The organism is Enterococcus sp. AMC1252, from assembly GCF_058216515.1.
Genome location: NZ_CM177097.1, coordinates 2,112,710 through 2,139,632, shown reverse-complemented (window position 1 = coordinate 2,139,632; position 26,923 = coordinate 2,112,710). Strand labels below are relative to the sequence as shown.

General features: G+C 35.0%; 25 protein-coding genes. 16 read left to right on the top strand and 9 right to left on the bottom strand.

Annotation, left to right across the window (positions count from 1 at the left end):
• The first annotated feature begins 67 nt into the window (after window positions 1-67).
• Genes AC4BB5_RS10095 through AC4BB5_RS10080 form a run of 4 tightly spaced genes read left to right on the top strand, consistent with a single transcriptional unit; the run spans window position 68 to window position 3,534 of the window.
• Window positions 68-484, top strand: coding sequence for a PTS sugar transporter subunit IIA (locus AC4BB5_RS10095; RefSeq protein ID WP_490456027.1), 417 nt, complete (start codon window positions 68-70; stop codon window positions 482-484).
• Window positions 474-1,250: a glucose-6-phosphate isomerase family protein gene (locus AC4BB5_RS10090; RefSeq protein ID WP_490456026.1), complete on the top strand. Its 777-nt coding sequence runs from the start codon at window positions 474-476 to the stop codon at window positions 1,248-1,250. The genes AC4BB5_RS10095 and AC4BB5_RS10090 overlap by 11 nt, the downstream gene beginning before the upstream one ends.
• A 24-nt stretch (window positions 1,251-1,274) precedes the next feature.
• The gene (locus AC4BB5_RS10085) at window positions 1,275-1,817 is read left to right on the top strand and encodes a glucose-6-phosphate isomerase family protein (protein WP_490459057.1); all 543 of its coding nucleotides are present in this window, start codon (window positions 1,275-1,277) and stop codon (window positions 1,815-1,817) included.
• Window positions 1,792-3,534 carry a class I mannose-6-phosphate isomerase gene (locus AC4BB5_RS10080; RefSeq protein ID WP_490456025.1) on the top strand — a complete coding sequence of 581 codons (1,743 nt, stop codon included), beginning with the start codon at window positions 1,792-1,794 and terminating at the stop codon, window positions 3,532-3,534. The genes AC4BB5_RS10085 and AC4BB5_RS10080 overlap by 26 nt, the downstream gene beginning before the upstream one ends.
• Window positions 3,535-4,838: 1,304 nt before the next feature.
• Here the strand turns inward: AC4BB5_RS10080 and AC4BB5_RS10075 are convergent.
• Entirely contained in the window at window positions 4,839-5,672 is an 834-nt protein-coding gene (locus tag AC4BB5_RS10075) for a helix-turn-helix transcriptional regulator (protein ID WP_490456024.1), read from the bottom strand.
• A 116-nt stretch (window positions 5,673-5,788) separates the two neighbouring features.
• Here AC4BB5_RS10075 and AC4BB5_RS10070 point away from each other — a divergent pair, with 116 nt between their 5' ends.
• The 3 genes from AC4BB5_RS10070 (at window position 5,789) to AC4BB5_RS10060 (ending at window position 10,541) form a co-directional block, all read left to right on the top strand.
• Window positions 5,789-6,772, top strand: coding sequence for an aldo/keto reductase (locus tag AC4BB5_RS10070; RefSeq protein ID WP_490456023.1), 984 nt, complete (start codon window positions 5,789-5,791; stop codon window positions 6,770-6,772).
• Window positions 6,773-6,991: 219 nt separating this feature from the next.
• Window positions 6,992-8,440 carry a DEAD/DEAH box helicase gene (locus AC4BB5_RS10065; RefSeq protein ID WP_490456022.1) on the top strand — a complete coding sequence of 483 codons (1,449 nt, stop codon included), beginning with the start codon at window positions 6,992-6,994 and terminating at the stop codon, window positions 8,438-8,440.
• A gap of 286 nt (window positions 8,441-8,726) precedes the next feature.
• Complete coding sequence (locus AC4BB5_RS10060; RefSeq protein WP_490456021.1) at window positions 8,727-10,541, top strand: penicillin-binding transpeptidase domain-containing protein; 1,815 nt, start codon at window positions 8,727-8,729, stop codon at window positions 10,539-10,541.
• Between the two features lie 19 nt (window positions 10,542-10,560).
• On the opposite strand, the gene efbA is transcribed toward AC4BB5_RS10060, so the two are convergent.
• A complete protein-coding gene (efbA, locus tag AC4BB5_RS10055) occupies window positions 10,561-12,267 on the bottom strand; it encodes a fibronectin-binding protein EfbA (protein WP_490456020.1) in 1,707 nt (568 codons plus the stop codon).
• Between the two features lie 180 nt (window positions 12,268-12,447).
• Between efbA and AC4BB5_RS10050 the strand changes: the two genes are divergently transcribed.
• Entirely contained in the window at window positions 12,448-13,392 is a 945-nt protein-coding gene (locus AC4BB5_RS10050) for a DUF7916 family protein (RefSeq protein ID WP_490456019.1), read from the top strand.
• A gap of 127 nt (window positions 13,393-13,519) precedes the next feature.
• Here the strand turns inward: AC4BB5_RS10050 and AC4BB5_RS10045 are convergent, their stop codons facing one another.
• A complete protein-coding gene (locus AC4BB5_RS10045; RefSeq protein ID WP_490456018.1) occupies window positions 13,520-14,641 on the bottom strand; it encodes a 5-methyltetrahydropteroyltriglutamate--homocysteine S-methyltransferase in 1,122 nt (373 codons plus the stop codon).
• Between the two features lie 20 nt (window positions 14,642-14,661).
• Window positions 14,662-15,780 (bottom strand): 5-methyltetrahydropteroyltriglutamate--homocysteine S-methyltransferase, encoded by a 1,119-nt coding sequence (locus tag AC4BB5_RS10040; protein WP_490456017.1) that lies wholly within the window; start codon window positions 15,778-15,780, stop codon window positions 14,662-14,664.
• A 497-nt stretch (window positions 15,781-16,277) separates the two neighbouring features.
• On the opposite strand from AC4BB5_RS10040, the gene AC4BB5_RS10035 reads away from it, so the two are divergent.
• The 5 genes from AC4BB5_RS10035 to AC4BB5_RS10015 all read left to right on the top strand — a co-directional run bounded on the left by AC4BB5_RS10035 (window position 16,278) and on the right by AC4BB5_RS10015 (window position 20,710).
• Window positions 16,278-16,970, top strand: coding sequence for a hypothetical protein (locus tag AC4BB5_RS10035; protein ID WP_490456016.1), 693 nt, complete (start codon window positions 16,278-16,280; stop codon window positions 16,968-16,970).
• A gap of 112 nt (window positions 16,971-17,082) precedes the next feature.
• Entirely contained in the window at window positions 17,083-17,652 is a 570-nt protein-coding gene (locus AC4BB5_RS10030) for a GNAT family N-acetyltransferase (RefSeq protein ID WP_490456015.1), read from the top strand.
• A gap of 380 nt (window positions 17,653-18,032) precedes the next feature.
• Entirely contained in the window at window positions 18,033-19,022 is a 990-nt protein-coding gene (trpX, locus tag AC4BB5_RS10025) for a tryptophan ABC transporter substrate-binding protein (protein WP_490456014.1), read from the top strand.
• 18 nt (window positions 19,023-19,040) lie between these two features.
• Window positions 19,041-19,928, top strand: a complete 888-nt coding sequence (locus AC4BB5_RS10020) for an ABC transporter permease (protein WP_490456013.1) — start codon at window positions 19,041-19,043, stop codon at window positions 19,926-19,928.
• On the top strand, window positions 19,925-20,710 hold the full coding sequence (locus AC4BB5_RS10015) for an ABC transporter ATP-binding protein (protein ID WP_490456012.1): 786 nt from the start codon (window positions 19,925-19,927) through the stop codon (window positions 20,708-20,710). The genes AC4BB5_RS10020 and AC4BB5_RS10015 overlap by 4 nt, the downstream gene beginning before the upstream one ends.
• A 44-nt stretch (window positions 20,711-20,754) precedes the next feature.
• Here AC4BB5_RS10015 and AC4BB5_RS10010 read toward each other — a convergent pair whose 3' ends face one another.
• A complete protein-coding gene (locus AC4BB5_RS10010; protein ID WP_490456011.1) occupies window positions 20,755-21,210 on the bottom strand; it encodes a threonine/serine exporter family protein in 456 nt (151 codons plus the stop codon).
• 12 nt (window positions 21,211-21,222) lie between these two features.
• Entirely contained in the window at window positions 21,223-21,984 is a 762-nt protein-coding gene (locus AC4BB5_RS10005) for a threonine/serine exporter family protein (RefSeq protein WP_490456010.1), read from the bottom strand.
• Between the two features lie 241 nt (window positions 21,985-22,225).
• Between AC4BB5_RS10005 and AC4BB5_RS10000 the strand changes: the two genes are divergently transcribed.
• Window positions 22,226-22,414 carry a hypothetical protein gene (locus tag AC4BB5_RS10000; RefSeq protein ID WP_034701337.1) on the top strand — a complete coding sequence of 63 codons (189 nt, stop codon included), beginning with the start codon at window positions 22,226-22,228 and terminating at the stop codon, window positions 22,412-22,414.
• A gap of 30 nt (window positions 22,415-22,444) precedes the next feature.
• On the opposite strand, the gene AC4BB5_RS09995 is transcribed toward AC4BB5_RS10000, so the two are convergent.
• Window positions 22,445-23,218, bottom strand: a complete 774-nt coding sequence (locus AC4BB5_RS09995) for a Cof-type HAD-IIB family hydrolase (RefSeq protein ID WP_490456009.1) — start codon at window positions 23,216-23,218, stop codon at window positions 22,445-22,447.
• A gap of 150 nt (window positions 23,219-23,368) precedes the next feature.
• On the opposite strand from AC4BB5_RS09995, the gene AC4BB5_RS09990 reads away from it, so the two are divergent.
• Both AC4BB5_RS09990 and AC4BB5_RS09985 read left to right on the top strand, forming a co-directional pair.
• Window positions 23,369-24,088: a winged helix-turn-helix domain-containing protein gene (locus tag AC4BB5_RS09990; RefSeq protein ID WP_490456008.1), complete on the top strand. Its 720-nt coding sequence runs from the start codon at window positions 23,369-23,371 to the stop codon at window positions 24,086-24,088.
• Window positions 24,089-25,555 carry an ATP-binding protein gene (locus tag AC4BB5_RS09985; RefSeq protein WP_490456007.1) on the top strand — a complete coding sequence of 489 codons (1,467 nt, stop codon included), beginning with the start codon at window positions 24,089-24,091 and terminating at the stop codon, window positions 25,553-25,555.
• 38 nt (window positions 25,556-25,593) lie between these two features.
• On the opposite strand, the gene AC4BB5_RS09980 is transcribed toward AC4BB5_RS09985, so the two are convergent.
• Window positions 25,594-26,145: a hypothetical protein gene (locus AC4BB5_RS09980; RefSeq protein ID WP_490456006.1), complete on the bottom strand. Its 552-nt coding sequence runs from the start codon at window positions 26,143-26,145 to the stop codon at window positions 25,594-25,596.
• 4 nt (window positions 26,146-26,149) lie between these two features.
• Window positions 26,150-26,860, bottom strand: coding sequence for a hypothetical protein (locus AC4BB5_RS09975; protein ID WP_490456005.1), 711 nt, complete (start codon window positions 26,858-26,860; stop codon window positions 26,150-26,152).
• Window positions 26,861-26,923: the final 63 nt, after the last annotated feature.

The window sequence follows — 26,923 nt, the reverse complement described above, 5'->3', positions numbered from 1 at the left end:
AGACAAACACAATTACTCATTTATAATTTAGTGTGTTGAATAAAGTAATAAAGGAGACATGATAAAAATGAATGATCGAATCATCTTAGTAAGTCACCTCGGTTTAGCAACAGGGATGAAAAAGGCTCTAGAGTTTATTGTCGGCGAGCAACCAGAACTTTATGCAGTAGAACTTGATGAACAAGGAATCGAGTATTTTAAAAAGAAACTAAGTCTTTTAGAAAATGAAAATAACACTGAGAAAACGATTATTGTAAGTGATATCCCTTCAGGTTCACCAGGAGCTACTGCCTATAGTTTTTTTGCTGAAACAGGAAACGTCATCTTGTTAAGTGGAATGAACCTTCCTTTAGTGTTGGAGTTGGTGTTATCAAATGCAGTAAAACCACTTGAACAATTAATTCCTGAGGCAATCACTGCAGCGAAAGAGAGCCTTCAAGACTACACAATCTTTTCGGATGGAGAAATGGACGATGACTTTTGATCGAGTACTTGATATTCAGTTGAAAGACGATGATTTATCTATACAATTTGGATCAGCTATTTTTCATCCTGACGTGGTAGAAAAAAGAAGCTTGAAAGAGGTTCGTTCAAGTTTGCTAGATAAAGAGGCAAAAGGACCGGAGATTTTATATTCTATTGCGATGGATGTGGGGAAAAAAGAACATTATGAAGACTTAAAAAAACGTCATTTATTATATGGAATCGTTGCATATAATGCCGGGTTAATCGGAAACGAATTGGTCCGAGGTCAAGGTCATATTCATGCAATATCTACTTCTTGTGGTTCTTCAACACCTGAGGTTTATGAAATTTGGCAAGGAGAAGCCTATATTTATATGCAAGAATTTGTTGAGGCGTTACCAGGTCGGTGCAAAGTGATTTTAGCTAAACCTGGTGATATTGTTATCGTACCGCCAAATTGGGCTCATTATACCGTGAATGCTTCTCAAGATAAAACAATGCTTTTTGGGGCTTGGTGTATTCGAGATTACGCCTTTGAGTATAAAGAAATTAGAAAACGTCAAGGGTTGGCCTACTATCCAGTAGTTGAGGCAGGTGTAACGAAATGGATAGGCAACTCTCATTATATACACGAAGGATTAGAAATAGAACAACCTAGGGATTATCCAGAATTTGGTTTATCAAACAAGAATTTATATACGCAATACGAAGAAAAAACATCTGTCTTTGACTTTGTTACTGAACCATTAAACTATCAAAAAATTTGGGTAGATTTCCAGCCGTAGAAAGGATCTGAAAAATTGAATGAAGTGAGGATTCGGTTCAATGAAAAGCTAACTTGCTTTGAAGGAAAGACCGTTAGAGTCAGTCAAACTATGCTTGGAAGTTACCTAGACTATTATCAAAAAAGCAACCAAGAGTTTGATCTTTCTAAGGTTATTTATGAAGTTGAATATCACGATAACGGGTTATATGAGGGACAAGAAGGTGGTCTTTTTCTAGGAATTTCTCATGTGGAGCCTGGAACGGTGGGCGAAGAATTTTATATGACTAAAGGTCATGTGCACCAAAAAAAAGATACCGGGGAATATTATTGGGGCTTGGAAGGGTGTGGACTGTTGCTTTTAGTTTATGAGGATGGGACTTATGAACTCCAGAATGTTACACAAGGTTCGATCCATTATATTCATGGGAAAACAAGTCATCGTTTGATCAATATCGGTACTAAAAAACTATCAGTCGGTGCGTGTTGGTTAACAGAATCTGGGCATGATTACGTTAACTGTCATTTTCCGATCAGAGTATTTAAAAAAGGAGAGGGAAAATTTGAAGTCATCCATTGTACGACCTGAGATAAAAATGCAAAATCAGGCAACTGTTCTTACATCTTATGAAGGAATTGTCAAAACGTTATTAGAACAAAAAAACAAACAAAAATCTTTAACGATCGCCATCGAATGTTATCCAGTTACAAATGAAACGCTTTTGTTGGAAAAAATCATTCGCCCATTAAAACCAGCTACAGTTATCAAGGGAACTGAACTATTTATAGACGCATCTGATTTAAATAAAAGAATTCAAGATAATTTAACAGATGATCGCATCTTTGGGCTGATGAGCCATCATGTTCTTGAAGACTTTATTGATGAAAAAAAAATCAATCGTGTGACAGATAAATTGAATGAAACACGAACTCAAGGAGAGCTTTCGGTTTTGTATGGCGTCGGGGCCTCTCTTGTTGAGAATGTTGATCTTTTGATTTATGTAGACCTAGCGCGTTGGGAAATTCAAAAACGTTATCGGTCTGGAGAATACAGTAATTGGCTGGGAAATAATGCAGGAGAAGATTCATTACGTATGATCAAACGCGGATATTTCTTTGAATGGCCTGTAGCGGATCGTTATAAGCGGAAAATTGCTAAAAGAATAGATTATTTATTAGATATCCATGACGAAAATCAGCCGAAAATGATTGTGTATCGTGATTACTTAAACGGTTTGAAAGAAGTCGCTTTTCAGCCATTCTCGCTGGTGCCCTTTTTTGATCCGGGGATTTGGGGCGGTACTTGGATGCAAAAAACATTTGACATTGGCCATGAGGAAAAGAATTTAGCTTGGAGCTTTAATGGTGTACCAGAAGAAAATAGTTTGCTTTTGAATTTTTCTGGCATTTGTGTTGAAGTACCGGCCAATAATTTGATTTTTAATTTTGGAGAAGAGCTTTTAGGTGAGCGGACTTTCGGACATTTTGGGCATGAATTTCCTATAAGGTTCAACCTTCTAGATACGATGGATGGACAAAATCTAAGTTTACAAGTGCACCCAAAAGTAGACTATGCCCAAGAAAAATTTGGTGTTCATTATACACAGGATGAAAGTTATTACGTATTAGAAGCAAAAAATGATGCTGTTGTTTATTTAGGGGTTAATGAAGGGATTGAAAAAGACGAGTTGATCAATGCTTTAAAAGAAGCTGAAAAAGGTCAAGTAAGTTTTGATGATGAAAAATATATTTACCGCCATGTGATGAAAAAACATGATCATTACTCTATTCCATCAGGTACCATTCATTCTAGCGGAAAAGATTCTGTTATTTTAGAAATTAGTGCAACACCAAATCGGTTTACCTTTAAGCTTTGGGATTGGGATCGAGTAGATTTTGATGGCTTGCCTAGACCTGTTAATATCGATCACGGAGGACCTAATATTGATAGTTACAAAGATAAAAAGTGGGTCGAAAAAGAACTGATCAATCCTTTTATTTCGATAGCTCAAGGTGAAGGCTGGTTGGAAGAAAAAACTGGTCTTCATGAAACAGAGTTTATTGAAACGAGACGGCATACATTTAATCAAAAGGTACATCATGAAAATCATGGAAGCGTTAATGTATTGAACTTAGTTGAAGGAGAAGAGGCGCTAGTGACAAGTCCTACAGGAGAATTTGCTCCTTATCGCGTTCAATATGCTCAGACATTTATTATTCCTGCAACGATTGAAACATACGATATTGAACCAGTTGGAGCCAGTTTAGGTAAAACAATCAAAACAATGAAAGCCTTTGTTCGATAAGATGATCGAACAGAAATGAGTGTGTGACAAAAGGAATAGTTTTTTACGTTGGGAGTAGCAAAACTCCATCGTAAAATAAGTAGAAATTAACAAAATTTAAAACACAGGAATTAGGTAGCATCCACCTCTTGTAACTAAGCTTGGCTTTGAATTGGATGGATTACAAAATGAACCAAATTGCAGTTCAAAAAAAAGAATAGCAAAAAAACTTTTAGCGTCGAACGATCAAACGTCGAATGATGTTAAAAGTTTTCTTAAGTTGATTGGTTATTTACCGAAAAATAAGTCTTGTGTGGTAAGACGTAGTCTAATAACACAAATCCAGAAAGTTTAGTTTAGGTATAAATTCACATTCAATAATAAATATTTGAAAGTAAACAGTCCCTATTATTATTTAAATCGTTAAGACTGATGTATCAACCAAGTAGGAGAAACAATATGAAAAAAGAGCTGATTGACATAAAAATTACAACACAAAATAAATTGAAACATGTGACGACTCAGACCCCTAACCCCCAATTGATCGTAGTGATGGGCGTTTAATGATCAGGTAAATATTCGCTAATTTTTAATACTTTAGCTACAGGGACTCGTAGAGAACAGACAAAGAGTAATGACAGATAGAGAAACAATAAATTGACTCGTTGCCAAACTCGAACATGGAATATGCAGCTCTCTTACAATAAGTATTTTTTTGTGTTGCAAATAAAAATATAAAATAGACCGAAAAGAAAAAACGTGGAAAAATCTACGAATCGGCAACCAATTTTCTTCCAAAATGTAGAGTCTGATTAAAAGAAAGATCACAATAAGCAGTGCCTCAAATCCAGAGTTTGAGACATAGTCATGGATCACAGTTTCAATAGTTGCTATGCTAGGCGAGCGGTCAAATATACTAGTAACAAGACAATCACTTAACGCAAAAAACGGATATCATAATACTAAGCTGGGCAGCTAACGACTTGGACGTTCTTTCAAATCGTTCATAAAAGCTTAGCACGGTTAAAAGAAATAGACTACCGTCAACCAACTGCCACATTCTAAAAAACATTTTGTTGGACTCCCATTTTCACCAAAATTACTGATTAACATCAAAATCGGATCATAATGAGGCTAAAAAGTAATCAAAATAAACGACATAATAAGCTCGCTAAAAATGACCAAAATCATAATAAAAAAGCCATATCTCTTTAGAAATGTCATTAAAAAAACTTTTTTATATCTCATCATTCAATCTATTGTAATTACATTTTAGCCTTTTGCTAAAGTATTGATGTTATTTTTTACTAGAAACAAAGGTTACTTTAACCTATAAAATTTAGAATCTTCTTTTCTGTATCACTGTTTTTTTTAGGAAGGTTGATATACATTTTAAGATTATTCTGATCAGAAAGTGTATAACTGGTATGCTCAAAAGTCAATTCACCCAATTGAGGATGAACAATACTTTTAGTCAACTCGTGTTCGACTGCAATGTCGTGATCTGACCACCAAATATTAAATTCCGAACTGAGTAACTTTAATTGTTCTATAAACGATAAGAATTGTTCATCATTGACGTTTTGTGCAAAAGAACGCCGGAAATTTGCCAATGTTATTTTAGCTTTCATTTCCCAAGTCGGTTGTTGGTACAGTTTTTTGAAATCAACATTTAAAAAGAGTAATTTAATCAAGTTACAGTCGCACGGCTCTAATTGTTCAAAATCATAAAAGAGAGAACAAGCGACGCTATTCCAAGCAATAATATTCCAATAAATATCAAGAACTATCGCAGGAGCTGACACAAAACTATCTAAAACATGTTGGACCATATAAGACACTTTTTCAGGAGGGGTGTTTTTATAAAGTCCTGAACTAAATCCAGCAAGATTCAGGCTATAAATTGTTTCATCAGCGTTTAAGTGCAATGTTTTAGCGACACTTAGTAAAACTTGGGAAGAAACCTGTATTTCTTTTCCTTGCTCTAGTCGTGTATACCAACTGACGCTGACATTTGAAAGCAAAGCCACTTCCTCTCTCCTTAGTCCAGAAGTCCGGCGACGCTTGCTATCAGGTATGCCGACTTGGGCTGGTGAGATCATTTGTCTGCGACTTTTTAAAAAATGACCAAGTTCCTTGTTTTTAGTTTGATTTTCCATTACTACTCACTCTTTTCTATCACTATTTATCCTAGGATAAACGGACGGCTACTTTCTGGAATTAGATTAGTATATGCTTCTATTGTACTTAAATCAATCAAAGGAGTGGATAAACAATGGAAAAAAGAAAGATAGGCAAGGATTTAGTGGGCGAGATAGGGCTAGGTTGTATGGGAATGACGCATGCTTACGGCCCTTCAGATGAAAGGGAAAATTTAAATGTGTTGGCAAAGGCGCTTGAAATTGGCTGTGATTTTTGGGATACAGCAGATTTTTATAGCGCTGGAAAGAATGAAGAGCTACTAGCAAAAGCGTTGAAGGAACATAGGAAAAATGTTTTCTTGGCAACAAAAGTTGGGAACGTATACGATTCTACGTCATCTACAGATGCAAGTGGGAAAAAACTGCTTGATGGATCTCCTGAATATATCAAAAATAGCATTGAGCGTAGTTTAAAACGTCTAAAGACTGATTATATAGATTTGTATTATCTTCATCGAGTAGATCCTCTGGTGCCGATTGAAGAAACAATTTATGCAATGGCAGAACTTGTCAAAGAGGGGAAAGTAAGATATCTAGGGTTAAGCGAAGCTTCTGCCAGGACAATCAAAAGCGCAAATAACGTATACCCAATAACAGCACTACAGTCAGAATATTCTATTTGGTATCAAGAGCTTGAAAAAGAAATTATTCCACTATGTAATGAATTAGCTATTAACTTAGTTCCTTTTGCACCTTTAGGAAGAGGCTATTTAACGGGAAATATTCAACAAACCAATGATTTGTCAATAACAGATTGGCGTAACAACTTTCCACGTTTTAAAAAGGAGATGTTGATTAAAAACAGAAATATTGTTGAAGTAATTACTACGATTGCTAAGGAGCATAGGTGTAATCCGGCCGTCATTGCCTTAGCGTGGCTTTTAACTAAAAACAATAATCTGATTCCAATTCCTGGAACTAGACATATTGATTACCTACTAGAGAATACCTCGGCTTCAAAGTTTCGATTATCTGTAGCTGAGATGGACAAACTCTCTGGAATAAAAGTATATGGTGAACGTTTTCCCTCAAATATGGAGCAAACAATCGATAAATAAGCATACTAAAGATGGAAATTTAGAAAAAATATCCTTGAAAGCTTGCAGTTCAATGACTTTTCATAGATAATAAGCAATTGAGTGATAAACATAAAAAGAAAGAGTTATTGCACCACTGCTACTTATCAGGGATGAGTGCTCGTTACCAATTTTCTATTTTTATCAAGTAAGCACACGTTTTAAAAAATGTATCGAATATTATAGAAGAATGAGGGAAACATGGATAAAACATATTTTGTTGATGATAGGTTAAGTGATGTAATCGTAAAAGCAATATCAGATTTGGGCTATAATACACCAACTGCAGTTCAACAAGCAGTTATTCCAGCTATATTGGATGGAAAGGATGTTTTAGTTCAGTCACAGACTGGTAGTGGGAAAACCGCTAGTTTTGGCATTCCGCTTTGCGAAAAAGTAGAATGGACTGAAAATAAACCGCAAGTTCTTGTATTAGAACCAACCAGAGAACTAGCACAGCAGGTCCAAGAAGATTTGATCAATATTGGCCGCTATAAACGAATCAAAGCAACCGCAGTTTATGGAAAAGCATCGTACATCAAACAAAAATCAGAATTAAAACAAAAAAGCCACATAGTGGTAGGAACACCTGGACGAGTGTTGGATCATATAATCAAAGGAAGCCTACCTCTTGAAAAGATCAGTTGTTTAGTGATTGATGAAGCAGATGAAATGCTGAACATGGGGTTCATTGATCAAGTAAAAGAAATTATCGCAGCACTTCCAAAAAACAGAAATACTTTGTTATTCTCTGCGACTATGCCAAAAGTTATTGAACAAATGAGCAGTACATATCTGCATGAACCAAAGGTAATAAACATCGCTGCCACGGAAAAAACAACGCCTAAAATCCAACATGCTTTTTTAGAGGTTGCTGAAACCAATAAAATGACTGCTTTAGAAGCTGTGACGATCGTTGAAAATCCAGATACCTGTATTATTTTTGGTAATACACAAGAAAAAGTCAATGAGACGTACGATTTTTTAGTTGATGCAGGTTATCCTGTTGGCAAGTTGCACGGCGGCATGATGCAAGAAGATCGTTTTGAAGTAATGGACGCATTTAGAAAAGGGAAGTTCCGCTATCTTGTTGCAACAGACGTAGCAGCTCGTGGTATCGATATTGAAAATATCACACACGTCATCAATTTAGACGTTCCTTTTGAAAAAGAGAGCTATGTTCATCGAGTAGGTCGAACTGGTCGTGCTGGAAAAGAAGGGTTTGCTTTAACTTTTGTCACGCCGAAAGAAGAAACGTTGAAAAAAGAAATCGAACATTTTACGGATCTAAGCATGACAAGAATCACATTACCAAATGCTAAATTAATTGCGAGAAGCAAGGCAGCATTTGAAGCAAAAATAACAACAAAACAAAAACCGAAAAATCAAAAAGCCAAAAGAGTAAATGAAGAAATCACAAAAGTGTACTTCAATGGCGGTAAGAAAAAGAAATTACGAGCACTTGATTTTGTCGGAACTATTTCAAAAATCGAAGGCATCACTTCAGAGGATATCGGGATTATTACCATTCAAGAAAACGTGACCTATGTCGATATTTTAAATGGGAAAGGTCAACTTGTTATTCGGGCAATGAAAGAACGAACGATTAAAGGCAAGCAATTGAAAGTTCATGTTGCTAGAAAAAAATAAACTAAAAAAGTACGTAACGCAGTCAATCTCTGCGTTACGTACTTTTATACTTGGAATCAACATTTTTCAATAGTTGGTTGGCAGTATCAACTCTTTCCATGTTTCAATTGTTATAATGTATTTTTTTTGTTACAATACTCTAATTTTTGATTAAGAACGGAACTATAAGGCAAAAGAGAGTGACAAAAAGAGGTAAAATGAAAGAAGATTATTCGTTGTAATTCTGATCTTAAATGGATACGCTGATCAGAAGACAACTTAAAAAATACTTTGGAGATAAGCTTAAATGAAAAAATTAAAAGAACTGTTTAAAAAACGTAATCTTTCAACCATTAAAAATCGCAAACGAGTGGGTGTGATCATTTTATTTTTGAGCCTCATCGTTTTTTTGTTATTTACGGTGCGCCTTTCATATATTTTAATTTCAGGGAAAGTTGCCGGAACGGATCTTTCTGAAAAGACAAAGGAACTTTATGAGGTACATGAGATTTTGGAAGCTAAACGAGGCTCGATCTTCGATAAAGATGGCAATGTTTTAGTTGAGGATTCGAGTGCGTTCTCCTTATATGCGATCTTGGATAAAAATTATACTGATTTAGAAGGTAAAAAATTATATGTTCAGGAAAAAGATTGGGTAACTATTGCTGATATTTTTGAAAAATATGTAAAAATAGAGAAAGATACAACGTTAAAACAACTAAAACCTAGTGTCAATGCAGAAGGTCAGCCAGTTACAACTGTTGAATTTGGAACGAATGGTAGGAGTTTAAATTTCGAAACAAAAAGAATGATTCAAAAAGAGTTAGATAACAAAAAAATCTCTGGTATCTATTTTAGAGAAGAGAAAAAACGGGCATATCAAGTCGGAAATTTTGCTTCTTATTTTATTGGTTACACCCAACAAGATAATAAAGGGAATGAACAAGGTGTAATGGGCATCGAAGAAGCCTACAATGATAAGTTATCTGGCAAAAATGGTACTAGAAGCTATGAAAAAAACTCTGCATTAGGCGATGTAAAACCTGGAAGTGTGAAAGAGAAGAAACGAGTCGACGGAAGTGATGTCTACACCACTTTAGACAGCAATCTGCAATCTTATCTAGAAGAGTTATTAACGGAGGCTGCTCAAAAATACCAGCCTGAGCATATTACTGCAACGTTAATGGAAGCAAAAACAGGGAATATATTGGCAACATCTCAACGACCATCTTTCGAACTGGATACGCGAAAAGGCTTGGACGATCCTAACACTGCTCGTTGGAGCAATATTCTTGTAGAAGATGTCTATGAACCTGGTTCAACAATGAAAAGTATGATGGTAGCAAGTGCGCTTGAAGAAAATAAATTCAACGAAAGTGAACTGTTTACATCAGGAAGGATCAAAATCGATGATACAACGATCAGAGATTGGAATAACGGTGTTGGTGAAGGAGATATGACCTATAGACAAGGTTTAGCATGGTCAAGTAATGTTGGAATGGTGCACCTTCAAGAACGAATGCCTGATTTATGGCAAGAATATCTTAAAAAATTTGGATTTGGTCAAAGTATCAGTTTTGGCTTATCTGGTGAAGCTTCCGGAGAAATCCAAAATAAGACAACTGTAGATAGAGCAATGACGTCTTATGGTCAAGGAATCTCAGTTACACACTTACAAATGCTCCAGGCGTACACAGCAATTGCTAACGGTGGTAAAATGCTAAAACCAAATATCATCAGCAAGATCGTCTCTTCAAATGGGAAAGAAACAACGATTCAACCAGAGCTTGTAGGAACACCAATTTCCAGTGAGACTGCTGGAAAAGTATTGGAATATATGAAAGATGTTACTGTAGATCCGAAGTATGGAATGGGAAAAGAATATGCAATAGAAGGGTTGAATGTTTCTGCTAAAACAGGGACGGCAGAATTTTTTGAGAATGGTAGTTATCAAACACAAGAATACTTACACTCTGTTGTTACGATTACACCGACTGAAAACCCTAAGTATATATTTTATATGACAATTAAAAAGCCTTTATTGCAAGGTGTTTCTGCTAATAATATTATCGCTGATGTAGGCAATAAATTAGTAAAGCGGGCAATGGTTGCCGGAAACTAAGTAAAAACGAACATACCCCTTAATGAGGTATGTTCGTTTTTAGTGTTGCCAGTAATTGTTCGTTTGGTGTAACATAGAGTGTTTTTTGATTCTCGTATATAACATAACCGGGTTTGGCGCCGTTTGGTTTATGAACATGTTTGACTTGAACATAATCAACTGGAACTTGAGCTGATAGGCGATATTTAGAGTAATAAGCCGCAAGGTTTGCTGCTTCCATAAGTGTTTCATCTGATGGGTTGGTATTTTTGATAATTACATGAGAACCTGGAATATCTTTTGCATGCAACCAAATGTCGGTCTTTTTAGCTGTTCTAAGAGTAAGCTGATCATTTTGAAGGTTATTGCGACCAACAAGAATCAAGCTGCCATCACTTGAGTAAAATTCTTCGGGTTTACTTTTTTTAAGCTGTTTCTGCTTTTTAGTACCGCGTTTTTTGACATAACCTTGTTCGAGTAATTCCTCACGAATCATTTCGATATCCATTGGACCTGCAATTTCTAGTTGAGATAGGACAGATTCTAAATAACTGATTTCTTGATTGGTTTGCTCGATTTGACCGTGAACTACTTTCACAGCATTTTTTAATTTTTGGTATTTTTGAAAATATTTTTGAGCATTTTGATTGGGTGTAAGTGCTGGGTTCAATTTTATTTTTAATAAGTGGTCTTCTTCGTAATAGTTAGGTAATTCAACGAATTCAGCTCCTTTTGGAACTTGAGTCATAAAGGTTGTCAGAAGTTCGCCATCCCGACGATAATTTTCAGCTAGCTCTGTATCGGCTAATGTTTGTTGAAGTTTTATCACTTTACTTTGGTTTCGTTTCAATTCATTTTCGATTTTATGAATCAACTCGCCACCTTGTTGTTTCACACGATCTTTTTCAGCTTTCCCACCATAAAACATATCTAACAATTCACTTAGTGTCACAAAAGTTTGTCGTTTTCCTTCTAGAGAAGTGAAGGGAAGAGGTGTAAAGAATTCTTTTTTCTCCGTTGTTGTTAATGTCGGCGTAATTTGATCTTCAAGAGAAGACCAAAAGGATTGCCAAATAAGCATTTTTTCATTTGGACGCTCGTTTAGTCGAAAGGCTAATTCATCAGCGGTATCTCTACCTAAACCCTGAAATTGACTTTGTAAATACTTGCCAGTAATTTCGTTTGTTTTAGAAAGAAGTTCAAAAACTTTTTCTTTGCTTGATAGAAATGGATTTTGTTGTTCTTGTTTCGGCGGATCAATGTATTCAACGCCAGGTAAAAGAGAACGGTAACTATTTTGGGAACTGCCGATGTGCTTAATTGCATCCAAAATCTTGCCATTTTCTTTGTTTACTAGAACGATTGTACTATGTCTGCCCATTAATTCAACGATTAGAACAATGTTTTGTAGATCGCCTAGTTCATCTCTTTTTGAAAATGTGAAATGAATGACACGGTCGTTTTCAATTTGATGAATCTGTTCTAAAATAGCACCTTCAAGGAATTTACGCAACATCATAACAAAATTTGGTGGAGTATCAGGATTCGCATAAGCGATTTCGGTCAATTGAACCCGAGCATAACTTGGGTGAGCGGATAAAAGCAATTTATGATTTTTTCCTTTAGTACGGATAACTAAAATAATTTCATTTTCATAAGGCTGATGAATTTTTGAAATTCGGCCCGTGGCTAAGGTCTCGGATAACTCAGAGACCATTGCATGAGTAAATACGCCATCAAATGACATAAACATCCCTCAATTCTATATACATAATAGTACTATTATAACGGAGTTCTTTTAATTTATAAAGGAAGTGGAGAATAAAAGCCGTATAATGTGAAATTGATTAATCTATCTAGGAAATGTCTGCGCTTTCCTTTGTAATTTAGTATAATAAAACTATCTTTATTACGAGGAGGAACCAATATGGTAAAAAGATTGATCAGTGCCAGTTATAGTGAAGTAGCAAAAATGACAGCAGAGGAATTGAAGCAGTCGATCAAAGCGAGTGAGGGGCGGACAATACTGTCTGAAAATGTTGTTATAGCATCACCGCAAGCCGGCGATATTAGTAATGCTGAAGTTGCGGCGGCATTTGGAGCAGATTTGATTTTGTTAAACGTCTTTGATTGCTTCAATCCAATCGTACAAGGCATTCCTGGTATGTCCATTGAAGAGGTAATGAACTATTGGCAAAATCCAGAAAAAAACAAAATTAATCCAATTCCTATTTTAAAAGAATTAGTAGGACGTCCCATTGGAGTGAATTTGGAACCAGTAGATGATTCATCTGCAATGTTTAGTGATAAATTAACAATTAGTAACGGTCGTACGAGTTCCAAAGAAACGATTCAAAGAGCAGAAAAACTGGGAATTGATTTTATTTGTTTGACTGGAAATCCAGGAACCGGAGTAACTAATGCAGAAATTGCCAAAGCAGTAAAAGTTGCAAAAGAAAATTTTTCCGGTTTGATTATTGCTGGGAAAATGCATAGTGCGGGTTCTGATGAGCCGGTTGTGTCGACTGAGGCTGTTGAAGCTTATGCTAAAGCTGGAGCGGATATTTTATTACTGCCCGCGGTAGGAACAGTCCAAGGTTTTACAGAAGAAGATATGAAGGCAGCTGTCGCAATTGCTAAAAAGTATGATTTATTAACAATGTCAGCGATCGGAACAAGTCAAGAAAGTGCGAATAAAGAAACGATTCGCCAAATTGCTTTGACTAATAAAATTTGTGGAGTAGATATTCAACACATTGGTGATGCTGGTTATGGTGGATTGGCTCCAGTTGAAAATATTTATGAAATGTCGGTTGCGATTCGCGGAATGCGACATACCATCAATCGAATGGCTCGTTCGGTAAATAGATAAATAAAAACGAGGCTGTGAACTAACTCTACGAGCTAGATCACAGCCTCAAAGAATCTAGAAGAATGGTGGATACAGAAGTACTCTTCTTATTTCTTAGAGTTAAGCACATTTGTTCCAACATCTTTTTTTAAGCATCATTCCAGACCGATTTTGCGGTATTAACGACCAGTCGTACTTTTGCCCATTGTTCATCTTCACTTAGATGATTGCCTTCTTCGGTAGAAGCAAACCCGCATTGGGGTGAAAGGCAAAGGTTATCCAGTGGCATGTATGTTGCAGCTTCAGTAATTCGTTTGGTCAAACTATTTTCAGATTCTAATTTAGGAAACTTAGAAGTGACTAAACCAAGAACAACCTTTTTAGCAGGACCATTTTTATAGATTTGTGCTAATGGTGCAAATCCGCCAGAGCGGTCATCGTCATACTCTAAGAAATAACCGTCAATATTTAAGCGTGCTAAATAAGAAGAAACGTGATCATAAGGTCCCGCAATAGCCCAATCAGATTTATAATTACCACGGCAAACATGCATTGTGATTGTTAAGTCTTCTGGTAGACCTTCAAGCAATTTATTTACTACGGAAACGCCAGCTTCACATTGATGTTGCCAGTGCGTGATTTCTTCTTTTGATTTAGCCTTTTCAATAAAACCAGTATACATTCCCCAAGACGTATCATCCAACTGCAGATAGCGGCAGCCTAAATCATAGAACTTCAAAATGGTTTGATGATAAGCTTTAGCTAAATCTTCGATAAAAACAGCTTCATCGGAATAGCTCGCGTACATGAATGTATCACTTTTACGATTAAATAGAAGTGTTGGGGAAGGAATGGTTGCTTTAGCGATGATTCCTTCAGGTGTATGCTCATTTAAAAAGGTAAAAGCTTCAAAAAATGGATGGTTTGAATTGAAAGTGACCTTATCGGTAATTTGATAAGAAGCCGCTCTTGTTTCTACTTCATTAAATTGATAACCACGTTCAGGAGTTGTCTTTTCAACACCATTCAAGCCCCAAAGAAAATCTAGATGCCACCAACTTCGGCGGAATTCACCATCAGTTACAGCTTTTAAACCATTTTTGATTTGTTTATTGACCAGTTCAATGATTGCTTGATCCTCAATTTTTTTTAAATCTTCGGCAGAAATCGTTTTATTTAAAAAATTCTCTCTTGCTCTTTTCAATGTTTCTGGTCGTAAAAAACTACCTACTTGATCGTAACGAAATGGAATCTCTTTAATAGTTGACATGTTGTTGCCTCCTTTTTATTTTATGCGTCTTGCCAAACAGTCTCAGCAATCTTTTTTACCAGTTCGATTTTTTTCCATTGGTCTTCTTCTGTCAAATGATTTCCCTCATGAGTGGACGCAAATCCGCATTGTGGTGACAGACAAATTTGATCTAAGGGAACAAATTGACTAGCGTCATTGATTCGTTTAATGATAGTGGAAGGCTCTTCCAATTGACCATTTTTTGTTGTAATTAAGCCTAGAACGATTCGTTGCTGCTTCAATTCATTAAGGGGTTCAAATCCGCCTGAACGCTCATCGTCATATTCTAAGAAGAAACCATTAAAAGCTTCGATAGAAAATAAGTTTTTTGCGATTTTTTCATAAGAGCCGTTATAAAGCCAATGAGACTGGAAATTTCCCTTACAAAAATGGAAAGTAACAGCTAAATCATCTGGTTTATTTTCTAATACTTTTTCTGTCACTTCTTGAAAATCACTCAGTAATTGATCGGCATCTAAGCCATTATTCTTAATCATTTCGCGGAAACGATCATCGAACAATCCGCCCCAGCTTGTATCATCAAGTTGCAAATAACGACATCCAGCATCATAGAATGCTTGAATGGCTTCTTGATAGGTTTTGATTAAATCTTTTTTGAATATCTCTAAAGAATCATAAATCGGATTTTCATTGTATTGTTTTGACAAAATCAGTGAATCTAAAAAAATCATATTAGGACCTGGAATCGTTTGTTTGGCTAATATTGGCGCTGCATGTTTTTGAGTAAAACGGAAATGCTCAAGAAAAGGGTGATCATTTGAAAATGATAATCGCCCACTAACGTAAGTTCCTTGAGCATCTGTTGTAATGCCAAAAGCAGTAGTTTGAAAATCATAAACAGTGATGCCATTTAATCCTGCAATAAAGTCTAAATGCCACCAACGACGGCGAAATTCACCGTCAGTAACAGCTTGTAATCCGATTTTTTTCTGTTTTTCAATCAAGTCAATGATTGCTTGATCTTCAACTTTAGTTAATTCTTCTTTCGAAATTTCCCCATTAGCAAATGCTGCACGTGCGATTTTTAGGGCTTCTGGGCGTAGAAAACTCCCTACAGTATCATAACGAAAAGGAACTGTGTGCTTTTTTTTTGTCATAAATGTACCTCCATTATTTTGTCAGACTTGTGAAAAATACAAAAAAAGCCCAATACTTTTTCGCAAAAGTAAAGGACGACTGCTCGTGTTACCACCTTTCATTCGAAAATCTCTTACAAGATTTTCCTCTATAGGTACGGATTTTATTCATCGATACCTTGACGCTGTAATGGGCGCTCCCAACATTTACTCAAAGACCATCTTCCTATTTTTTTAAATTATCTCTTTTCAGCAACCGAGACTCTCTCATCAATTTTATAAAAACAGTACTCTTCTTTTCATCGTATTTTAATTTATTCATCATTAAAGAAAGTATAGGCTAGAGGATTTATTTTGTCAACAGGTGATTTTATTATTGTTGTTTTTTAATATTTATATATTTTTGTATAGGAAATATTCTTTTTTTTGTTTATAATGAAGCAATCATTATTTGTTATACTAGGCAAAGGAATGAAGTACTAGTATAATAGAAGTATAAGTAGTAGAGGAGAGGACACATGAAAAAAAATTTTATTGATGTCAAAGACGATTTTGTGGCGTCTATAAATAGACAGAAGAAGCTTACTGCTATTATTTTAGCTGTCATTGTTCTATTTATTATAAGTTTATTTATAGTAGTTCCCAGAGTACAAGCAAATATTCGAGCTTCAGAAATTAAATCTTTAGTGAATCAAGAAAAACTAGCAAAAAAAGCAAGCTTCTTAGATGCTAAAACTGCAGATAAAGAAATCAGTGAAAAAACCGCAATGACTGTTTTGTTTTCAGTACCAAGCGGAAAAACGTATGGAAAAGTTATTGATGTACTAAAAAATTCTGAAAAAATGAAAGAGTTTAATCATAGTATTTACATCTATCCAATTGTTTACGAGGCACAGAAAATTGAAAATAATTATAATATTAAGAAAGATGAAGTAACGATTGTCTTTTTTGAAAATGGTAAAGAGAAAAATAGAATATCTGTTGATGCAAGTCTTGATACAAAAACGATGCTTATTCCAGCTTTAAATCAGTTGCCATTATCCAGCGTAGGACAAAGTATTCAACCGCCTGCCTCGTCAACGTCAGCTTTAACAGAGTCGACAACCGAGACTACTCAAACAACAGAAGAAGGACAACAAGCAGTTGAGGAAGAACAACCACTTGACCAAACATTAGAACAATCTGTGGAAGCTGATTCAGTAGCGCAATAAATCAATTTTTAGAAAGAAGGGCTTGATATGAGAGAATTAATTCTATTCAGTTTATTAGGACTTTTTATAATGAAACCTAGATTACAGCGTGTATATGTAAGAAGTGAACGACGTGACAAATGCTAAGTGGCGGACTTTGGCGATCGATTTATTAAAAAAGAGGACTCAGCCTAATACTGAGTCCTCTTTCAATCGTAATACGCCAAAAAAAGTTCGGTTAAACGAAAATGTACGTTTGATTCCTTTTGATAAAATTCGAGCAGAGTCATTAAAATGGTATCAAGATCCAGAGAGTATGCGTAATATTGTTGGTATAAAAATCATATATACGAAAGAACAAATCAAACAGATGTACGAATGGCAAAATGAACATGGTTTACTTTATTACATTGAGTATACTAGCGACAACGGTTCCCAAATAATAGGGGATGTGTGGCTAGCAGAAGATGATTATGCTATTGTGATCGATCAAAGCTTTCGCAATCGTCGTATTGGTAGAATTGTCACAAAGTACTTTATTTATAAAGCTAAGAAGTTGGGACGAAACTTCATTACAGTTAGCGAAATATTCAACTGGAACATAGCGTCTCAAAAAATGTTCACACAATTGGGTTTTTATCCTTTTAAAGAAAATAAGGATAGTTGGAGCTATCGTAAACACTTAAAAAAATCTCAAAAATAAAAATGTAATTCAAAATATTCTTAGTTTAGAACATTTTTAGACTTGACGAACAAATTCTCTTTAGTGTAAACTAGCTTTATTACAAAAACTATAGGAGTGATTATATGAATCGACTATCAAAACCAATCAAAGAATTGAATAATTCATGGCAAAACTGGCGTAGATAGTTGTATATATGAGACTCTCATAGATACAACTTTAGAAGACAAATTCTAAATTTTGTATCTATGTCGGCTTTTTCAAGATGAATTTTTGACCGCATAGATAAATGATCTATGTGGTTTTTGTTTATAAAACAACGACCGCTCCTTTAGTAGGATTTGTCGTTGTTTTTTTATGTATTATCTAGCTTTTCAGTTTTTAAATTAGGAGGAAAATATATGAGAAAGAATCGCTTAAGAATTGTTGTAATAATAATCATTATTTTTTTAATTGGATCGTTTTTTGTTGAAAAGAAAGAAACAGCCAAACAAAAATTACCCACAGTTGGGGTATTACAATTTGTAAGTCATCCCGCTTTGGATCAAATTTATAAGGGAATTCAAGCTGGTTTGAAAGAAAAAGGCTATGAAGATGGCAAAAATATGACGATTGCTTTTCAAAATGGACAAGCGGATCAAAGTAAATTGACCACGATGAGTCAACAATTAGTACAAGAAAAAAAATCGGATGTCCTAATAGGGATCGCTACACCAGCCGCTCAAGCGCTTGCGAATACAACATCTGAAATACCGATTATCCTAGGTGCGATCACTGATCCTGTGAGTGCTGGATTAATAACAGACAATCAAAAGCCAGGTGGAAATATCACAGGTGTAAGTGATAAATCACCAGTTGATGCTCAATTCCAGCTAGTAAAAGAAATATTGCCGCAAGCTAAAAGAGTTGGAATTCTCTATGCATCTTCTGAGGAAAATTCAAAATATCAAGTTGAAGAAGCTAAAAAAGTTGCTGAAAAAAAAGGCATGTCTGTAAAAACCTTTGCTGTTCCTTCTAGTAATGAAATTGCGCAAACCGTTCAAGTAATGACAAGTGAGGTCGATGTTATTTATATTCCCACAGATAATACTATTGCGAATGCGATGCAAACCGTAGTCAATGAAGCAAATAAGTCAAGAACACCAATTATTCCATCAGTTGATACAATGGTAGAACAGGGCGGATTGGCTACAGTAGGGATTAATCAGTTTGATCTAGGAGTTCAAACAGGTAAAATGACGGCAGATATTTTGTCAGGGAAAAGTAAACCTGCAACAACGCCAATTTATACTTTTAAAACAGGTGATATCATCATTAATCAAAAACAAGCAGAAAAACTAGGGATATCGATTCCTAAAAAGATCAAATCAAATGCAAAGATCATAGACTAGACATAAGGAGAAGATAACATGATAGTATCAGCAATTGGACAAGGAATGTTATGGGCAATATTAGGATTAGGCATTTTCATGACGTATCGTATTTTGAATTTTCCAGATATGACAACGGAAGGATCTTTTCCGTTAGGAGGAGCAGTATGTGTTACGGCAATTACTTCTGGACTCCATCCGATTTTAGCAACTTTACTGGGTGTGTTAGCAGGGATGTGTGCTGGACTCGTGACAGGTTTACTATTTACCAAAGGGAAAATCCCAGTGATATTGGCGGGTATTTTAGTGATGTCGGGTTTGAATTCAGTGATTCTGTATGTAATGCAGACACCAAATTTATCTTTGTTGAATAAACCAAAAATCCAAGATTTCTTCTTACAGTTAAATTTACCCAATTATTACGATATTGTATTTTTAGGCGTGATTTTTCTAGTGATTATTATTAGCTTATTACTATTTTTCTTTAATACTAATTTGGGTCAAGCATATATTGCAACTGGTGATAACGAGCATATGGCACGATCAATTGGCATTAAAACAGATTCAATGAAAATATTAGGGCTAACATTATCAAATGGTGTGATTGCCTTATCAGGTGCATTGATTGCTCAAAATGACGGGTATGCGGATGTCAATAAAGGCACTGGTGTAATTGTTATTGGTTTGGCATCAATTATTATCGGCGAAGTGTTGTTTGGTGAATTGACATTTGCAGAGCGTTTGGTGGCAATAGTTGTTGGAAGCATTATTTATCAATTACTAATTTTAGCTGTCATCAAACTTGGGTTTGACACGACCTACTTAAAAATCTTCTCAGCTGTGATTTTAGCTGCATGTTTAATGATTCCACAGCTTAAAAAGGCATTGAATCTTCATTTTCTACCACAAAAGGAGGGGGAAAAATGAGTACAGTTTTAGAACTTAAAAACGCAACAAAGTATATTGATAATGGTTTGAATGAAACAAAAATGATCTTAGATCATGTAAATCTGCAAATTGATCAAGGCGAATTTGTAACTGTGTTAGGTGGTAATGGTGCTGGAAAAAGTACTTTGTTCAATAGCATTGCTGGAACAGTAACATTAAGTGAAGGTGATTTGTTTATCAATGAACAGAACATTACTGCTTATTCTGAAGAAAAACGCGCCGTATATTTATCTCGCGTTTTTCAAGACCCAAAAATGGGGACAGCTCCTAGAATGACAGTTGCTGAAAATCTATTATTAGCCATGTATCGAGGTAAAAAGCGAGGGCTGCGGTTACGTAAAATTAATGAAGAGAGAGCATTATTTACCAAAATTTGCAGTGAGGTCGGAAACGGGTTAGAAAATCACTTAGATACACCAACAGGAAATCTGTCTGGTGGGCAAAGACAAGCATTGAGTTTACTAATGGCAACCTTGACTAAGCCTGATTTACTACTCTTAGATGAGCATACAGCAGCCTTAGATCCTAAAACGTCCAAACAATTGATGCAACTGACAGATCAACGTATTCAAGAAGGAAAGTTAACTTGTTTAATGATTACACATCGTATGGAAGACGCCTTACATTATGGTAATCGATTGATTGTATTACAAAAAGGGAAAATCGTTAAAGATTTGAATAAATCAGAAAAAGAAAAATTGACCTTACAAGATTTATTGTTGTTCTTTGAAGAAGAAGCAGAAGAAATATCGGTTGATTAAAATAAGCGATCGTTCCAGTAATGAAGAATTACTAGAACGATCGTTTATTTCTTTAGCATGGTCTTATTTTTATCCAATAAATTTTTTAACAAACGTTCAACGATTTCCGTAACCATAAAGCCAGCGGCAATTGCTCCAGCAGTCATGATCACTTTTATGATAAAATGAATTCCACTTACGTATTCACCTAAAACAATACTTCTAACGGCTTGATAAGCTGGACCTCCAGGAACTAAGGGAACAAGACTCGGAATATTAAAAATCGTCATAGGCATTTTTTTTCTACGTGAAAAATAAATGCTTAACAGACCAATGCCGATAGCACCTAGGAAGTTTGCAAAAATACCTCCTGCTTCCATATTTTTAGTGAACCAATAGATCATCCAACCAACAGCCCCAGTAATACCACAAGCATTTAAAACTTTTCTAGGAACGTTGGTAACGATCCCGAAAGTAACTGTGCTTAGGTAGCTAAATAAACAATGAATAACAACTTCCACATTCGTGTCTCCTTACATAAATAGTTTAAATACGATAGCAATACCAATGCCAATAGAACCAGCAACAAATATTGCTTCAGTTGCGCGAGCTGTTCCACTTAATAAGTGACCTGCTAAAATATCCCTAAATGAATTTGTGATCGCAACTCCAGGGACAAGTGGCATTACAGCGCCAATAATAATGTTATCGATATTGCCAGCTAAATGAAATCTTACAGCCAAATAAGCTAACAGACCAATTGTAAAGGCCGCCAGAAAATCGTCTAAAAATTTAATATTTAGCCAATTTTTTGTAAAAAAAGCAATACTAAAGCCTATCATTCCAATAACAAAGGTAGCCAGAAAGTCATTCCACGTTCCACCGAATATATACATGAGTGTACAACTGACAAGTCCAGCTGCAACAATTTGCAAAGGAACTGAATAAGTTGGCGCTTCATGATTGATATTTGTAAGTTTTAAATTAAGTTCTTCTAAAGAAATTTCTTTATCTGCAAATTTTCTGGAAAGGTTATTCACGATTGCTACATTTTCTAAATTGATACTACGCTCTGTAACATTTTCTAATTGAGTGTAGTTACTAGAGCGGAATCCCATAAAAAGTCCAGTCGCAGTAACATAACTAACACTTTCTTTTTGACCAGCATTTTCAGCAATTCGGTTCATTGTATCTTCAACACGGTAAACCTCGGAGCCACTTTCTGTCATGATTTTACCAGCCATTAAACATGTATCTAAAATAAGTTGTATATTTGATTGTTTTTCTTCATTCATAGATCAATAACTCCTTATAGTAAAGTTGCAACAAAAATAGTGTATCATTTTTTTCTGTTGTTTGAAATGAATAGTGTACATTACTAATAAAAAATTATAGGAACAATATTTAGAGTTTCCTTAGAATGATAAAGAAACACTAAAAAATTGTTGGAAACTTCACAGATATCTAAAAGATGCTTGCTTTTTCTAATTAAAAGTCCTATCCTTATAGGTAACAAACCAAAGGGGTCTAGATATTATGGATAAGCAATGGTCACTTTATTCAGTAAGCAGTCTGATTTTACTTGTATTGTTAAAAAGAACTTTCGATCAAGGACATTTAGGTTTAAGTGCAATTTTACTTTTTCTCTTACTGATTCAAGTGACAGGTACCATTATCTGTGTTCATCAAAAAAGACATAAAAAAGAAATCCCATCTTCTAAATAAGAAGTGGGATTTTTTTATATAATCAATGTATTAAATCAAATCAAAGTGTTTTAAGGCATGGACGATTCCGCCTTCAGTATTTTTTTTAGTGATGAAACTAGAGCGTTCTTTGAGTTCAATTCTAGCATTTTCCATAGCTATTTTATTGTCACAAACTTCAAATAAAGCAAGATCATTAATCCCATCCCCAAAGGCAAAAGTAGGAACATTAGGCAAATTCAATGTTTTAAAGAGATTTTTGACACCGCTGCCTTTAGAAACGCCTTTTCTAACCGTATCGATTGAGTATGGGCCATTGCGGTAAAATGTCATTTCTGGGAAATGCTTTAAATAATGTTCATCACCATCTTCAGATAAGACTAACATCATGTTTACTGTTTTCCCATTTAGGCTAGAACGATCTATTGCAGGAACAGTTGAATGAATAAACGCGTATGCATTCGCTACGGTCTCATTGTGGCCAGAACACCAAATTTGCTGATCATTATAATACGAAATTTCGTGCCCTAAACTTTTGACATGTTCATACATCTTTAAGCACTCATCATAGGTGAACTCATCGGAATAAACTTTTTTTCCTTCCACTTGGATAAACTGACCATTCATAACGATTGCAGAATCAATCCCGCTGTCTTTCATGATAGGTTCAATCTCTACTATTGTTCGGCCTGTTGCAATCAGCGGCAAGACATTGTTCGCTTTTAAAGCAGTGATTGCCTCAGTTATCTCTGTTGTAATTTGTGACTTGTCATTCAATAATGTCCCATCTAAATCAAAAAAAGCAACTGCTTGTATATTTTCCATGAATATTCAACGTCCTTTCATCGTTAATCTTATCAAAAATTGAATAAAACACAAAGCTTTTTTGAAGAAAGATAGAAGTTATTGGTGCTAGCGGATTTTTAGAGTATAATATAAATGACGTTAAACTTGAAGGAAAGAGGCGAGTAGATAATGAATGTATTGATGATAGAAGATAATGAATCAGTTTCAGAAATGATGCAAATGTTTTTTTTAAATGAGGGCTGGGAGGCTACTTTTAAATATGATGGTAAAGAAGGGTTAGATGCCTTTTTAGAAAATCCTGAAAAATGGGATATGATTACACTAGATTTGAATTTACCAACGATGGATGGTATGGCAGTCTGTCGAGAAGTCCGCAAAGTTTCAAATACAGTTCCAATCATTATGTTAACAGCGAGAGACTCAGAAAGTGATCAAGTGATTGGACTAGAGATGGGTGCAGATGATTATGTGACAAAACCGTTTAGTCCATTAACGTTGATTGCACGGATCAAAGCATTACACCGTCGCTCTGAGATTGGAGAGCATACTCCTGATGGTGCGGAGCGTTCGGATGATAAATTCGATGTTGAAACAGATCACTTTAAGATGAATACAAAGACCAGAGAAGCTTATTTGGATAATAAATTGATTGATGGTTTAACGCCTAAAGAATTTGATTTGCTTTATACATTGGCAAAAAAACCAAGACAGGTTTTTTCAAGAGAACAGTTACTTGAAATGGTTTGGGATTATCAATACTTTGGTGATGAGCGTACAGTAGATGCACACATTAAAAAATTGCGTCAAAAAATTGAAAAAGTAGGGCCGCAAGTAATTCAAACTGTTTGGGGTGTAGGGTATAAATTTGACGATTCTGGAGTAGCATAGATGAAATATTTATATCAACAACTTCTAGCTTTTTGGGGTGTGATCATTTTGATCATTTTGATTGTTGGTACCTCTTTTACTCAATTGACTAAAAAAACGTTGCAGGACAATAACTATGAGCAACTTCGAGGTTATGCCATATCAGCATGGAAGACAAAGGATTCAATCAGCAGACTCCCTGGAATGACCGATCAAGATATCTGGAACACATCATTTAGTTTATTCGAAGGTTTTCTAAGCAACCAAGATGTTCAGTTTGTTTTTTATGACAAAAATATGGAAGTTCAATATCCTTTGAATACAGAAAAAAAATTAGATGATTCAGTAATCAAAGATAACTGGCGCGCTCTAATGGAAGGGCAACAGGAATACGCAACAATCAACAAAGATATATATGGAAATCATCATATGTCATCTTATGTGATGATGCCAGTTAGCACAACGAATGCCCAAAATGAAAATATAATCATAGGTGCGTTAGTTATTACACAACCAGCCAAAAACGTTTCTGATAGTGTGGATGCAATAACAGCTAATTTATTTAAAGGGTTTATTATCTCTAGTATAGTAGGCTTGATTTTAAGTTATTTCTTTGCTAGCTTTCAAGTGAAGAGAATCAATCGTATGCGAAAGGCAACGAAGGAGATAACTAGCGGCAATTTTGATATCAAACTTGTTACACATGATAAAGATGAATTTGATGATCTAGCAGAAGATTTTAATAAAATGGCTGAGTCCTTAAAAGAATCCAGAGAAGAAATCGATCGCCAAGAAGACCGCCGTCGTCAATTTATGGCAGATGCTTCTCATGAGATGAGAACGCCATTGACAACAATTAATGGTTTGCTGGAAGGCTTGCAATATAATGCGATTCCGGAAGGACAAAGAGAAAATGCGATTAAACTTATGCAAAATGAAACGTCACGTTTAATCAGACTCGTTAATGAAAACTTAGATTATGAAAAAATTAGAACCAATCAAATCAGTATCGTAGTAAAAAAATTCGATGCAACTGAAACACTGAAAGATATTCTTACTCAATTAGAAGGTAAAGCCGAATCTGCTAATGACAAGCTTATACTGGAGGCTGATGAAGCAATTGATGTATATGCCGATTATGATCGCTTCGTTCAAATTATGGTCAATATTATTCAAAATGCGATACAGTTCACCCAAGACGGAGAGATTCGAGTTCATTTACAAAAAGGGTATCTAGAGACAATCATTACGATTTCTGATACTGGCATTGGTATGACTGAAGAACAAGTACAAAATATTTGGGATCGTTATTATAAAGTTGATCCATCAAGAAAAAATACAAAGTACGGTGAATCAGGATTAGGCTTATCTATCGTTCAACAGTTAGTTCGTCTTCACAAAGGAAAAATCAGTGTAGAAAGTCAGGAAAATAAAGGAACTCGTTTTACTATTTCATTTCCTGACGTTGAAATAGAAGGTGAGGCATAAAAAATACCAGTTAAACATTTTCTGTTTAACTGGTATTTTTATGCTGTTTTGATGATTTTATCCATATACGGACTTTCAGCGATTTGAATATCGTTAGTCAAAACTAGAATGGCTTTTTGCTTTTCTTTTGCTATTTTTTGGAGTAATGGTAACAATTCTTGTCTTTGACTAATGGAAAGCTCTTGAAAAATGTCGTCAATAATAATGATATCTTTTTTTATTAAGATGAGTTGAACTAGTTGAAGTTTGACTAGTTCAAAGGAAGTGAACTCATCTTCAGACTTATTTAAGACACTTGTAGTAAGTCCTACATAATCGAATAGGTCGGTAAGCATTTTCTTTTTATCTTTTTCTCTAATCGTGGAACCAACAAAGAGGTTATCCCTTATTGAAAGGTAGGGCAAAAAAATGTTTTCAGATAGAATAAAGCCAATAGCCATTGACTGTTTCATAGCAAATGTTTTATCAATTAGGAAGTAAAAATCCGCTTGGATATTGCTCTGATCTTCTAAAACAACTGTCATATGTTGTTGTTGGAATAATTCTTGAAAACTTTCTTCAGTCCAATTTTTTGCTAAAGGAAAATTCATTTACTCACATCCTAAATACTTTTTTCGTTTTCTTTGAAAGAAAATATGTTGAAAATAAGGTGATTCCAGTCGTAATGGATAATAGAAGAAGACAATTTTTTGAAAAAGCCTTAAAAATTGTTGAAGGTGCTAAACTGCTTATTCTCATAGATAAAAAATGTGTCTCTCCAGTTGTATTGATTACTTGATTCGGTGTGCTTTCAACAAGCACTTGCGAAGAGAAAAGTGAAATCCGTTTAATACCCATTCCATTTGCAAGAAGGGGCCTAATTCGGATCAAAATGTATTCATATGTATGCTGACAAACGATAAGAAATAAAGCTAGAATAATGACTCCTGCAAGTATAGGAATAATACTTTCCATAATTGATTGTTTGATAACGAAATGATTTGAAAAGCCCATAATACGCCATTTCATCATGTCTGGATTTTTTATTTTCAATGCAATAAATACTAATAATGTAATGAGTACTATCCAAATAAATAAGGTAATGAAATACATAGAAGAGTACATTTGCATGATTTTTCGGTAGTTCATATGATACTCCGTGTTATTGACCATAGTACCTATTTGATCATAAAACGATTTTTCTATATCTCTTAGGTTCAAAATACCAGTTAATAAAAATAGAAAAAAAGCAGAGCAGGCACCTATGCTAAATGAAATTTTTTTATGGTAAGAAACGCTAGCAAAAGCGTAACGTAAGTTTTTCAACTATATTCACCTCACTAAATCAAGTATAAAAGAAGAATATGAATTAATTATGAATAAGATATA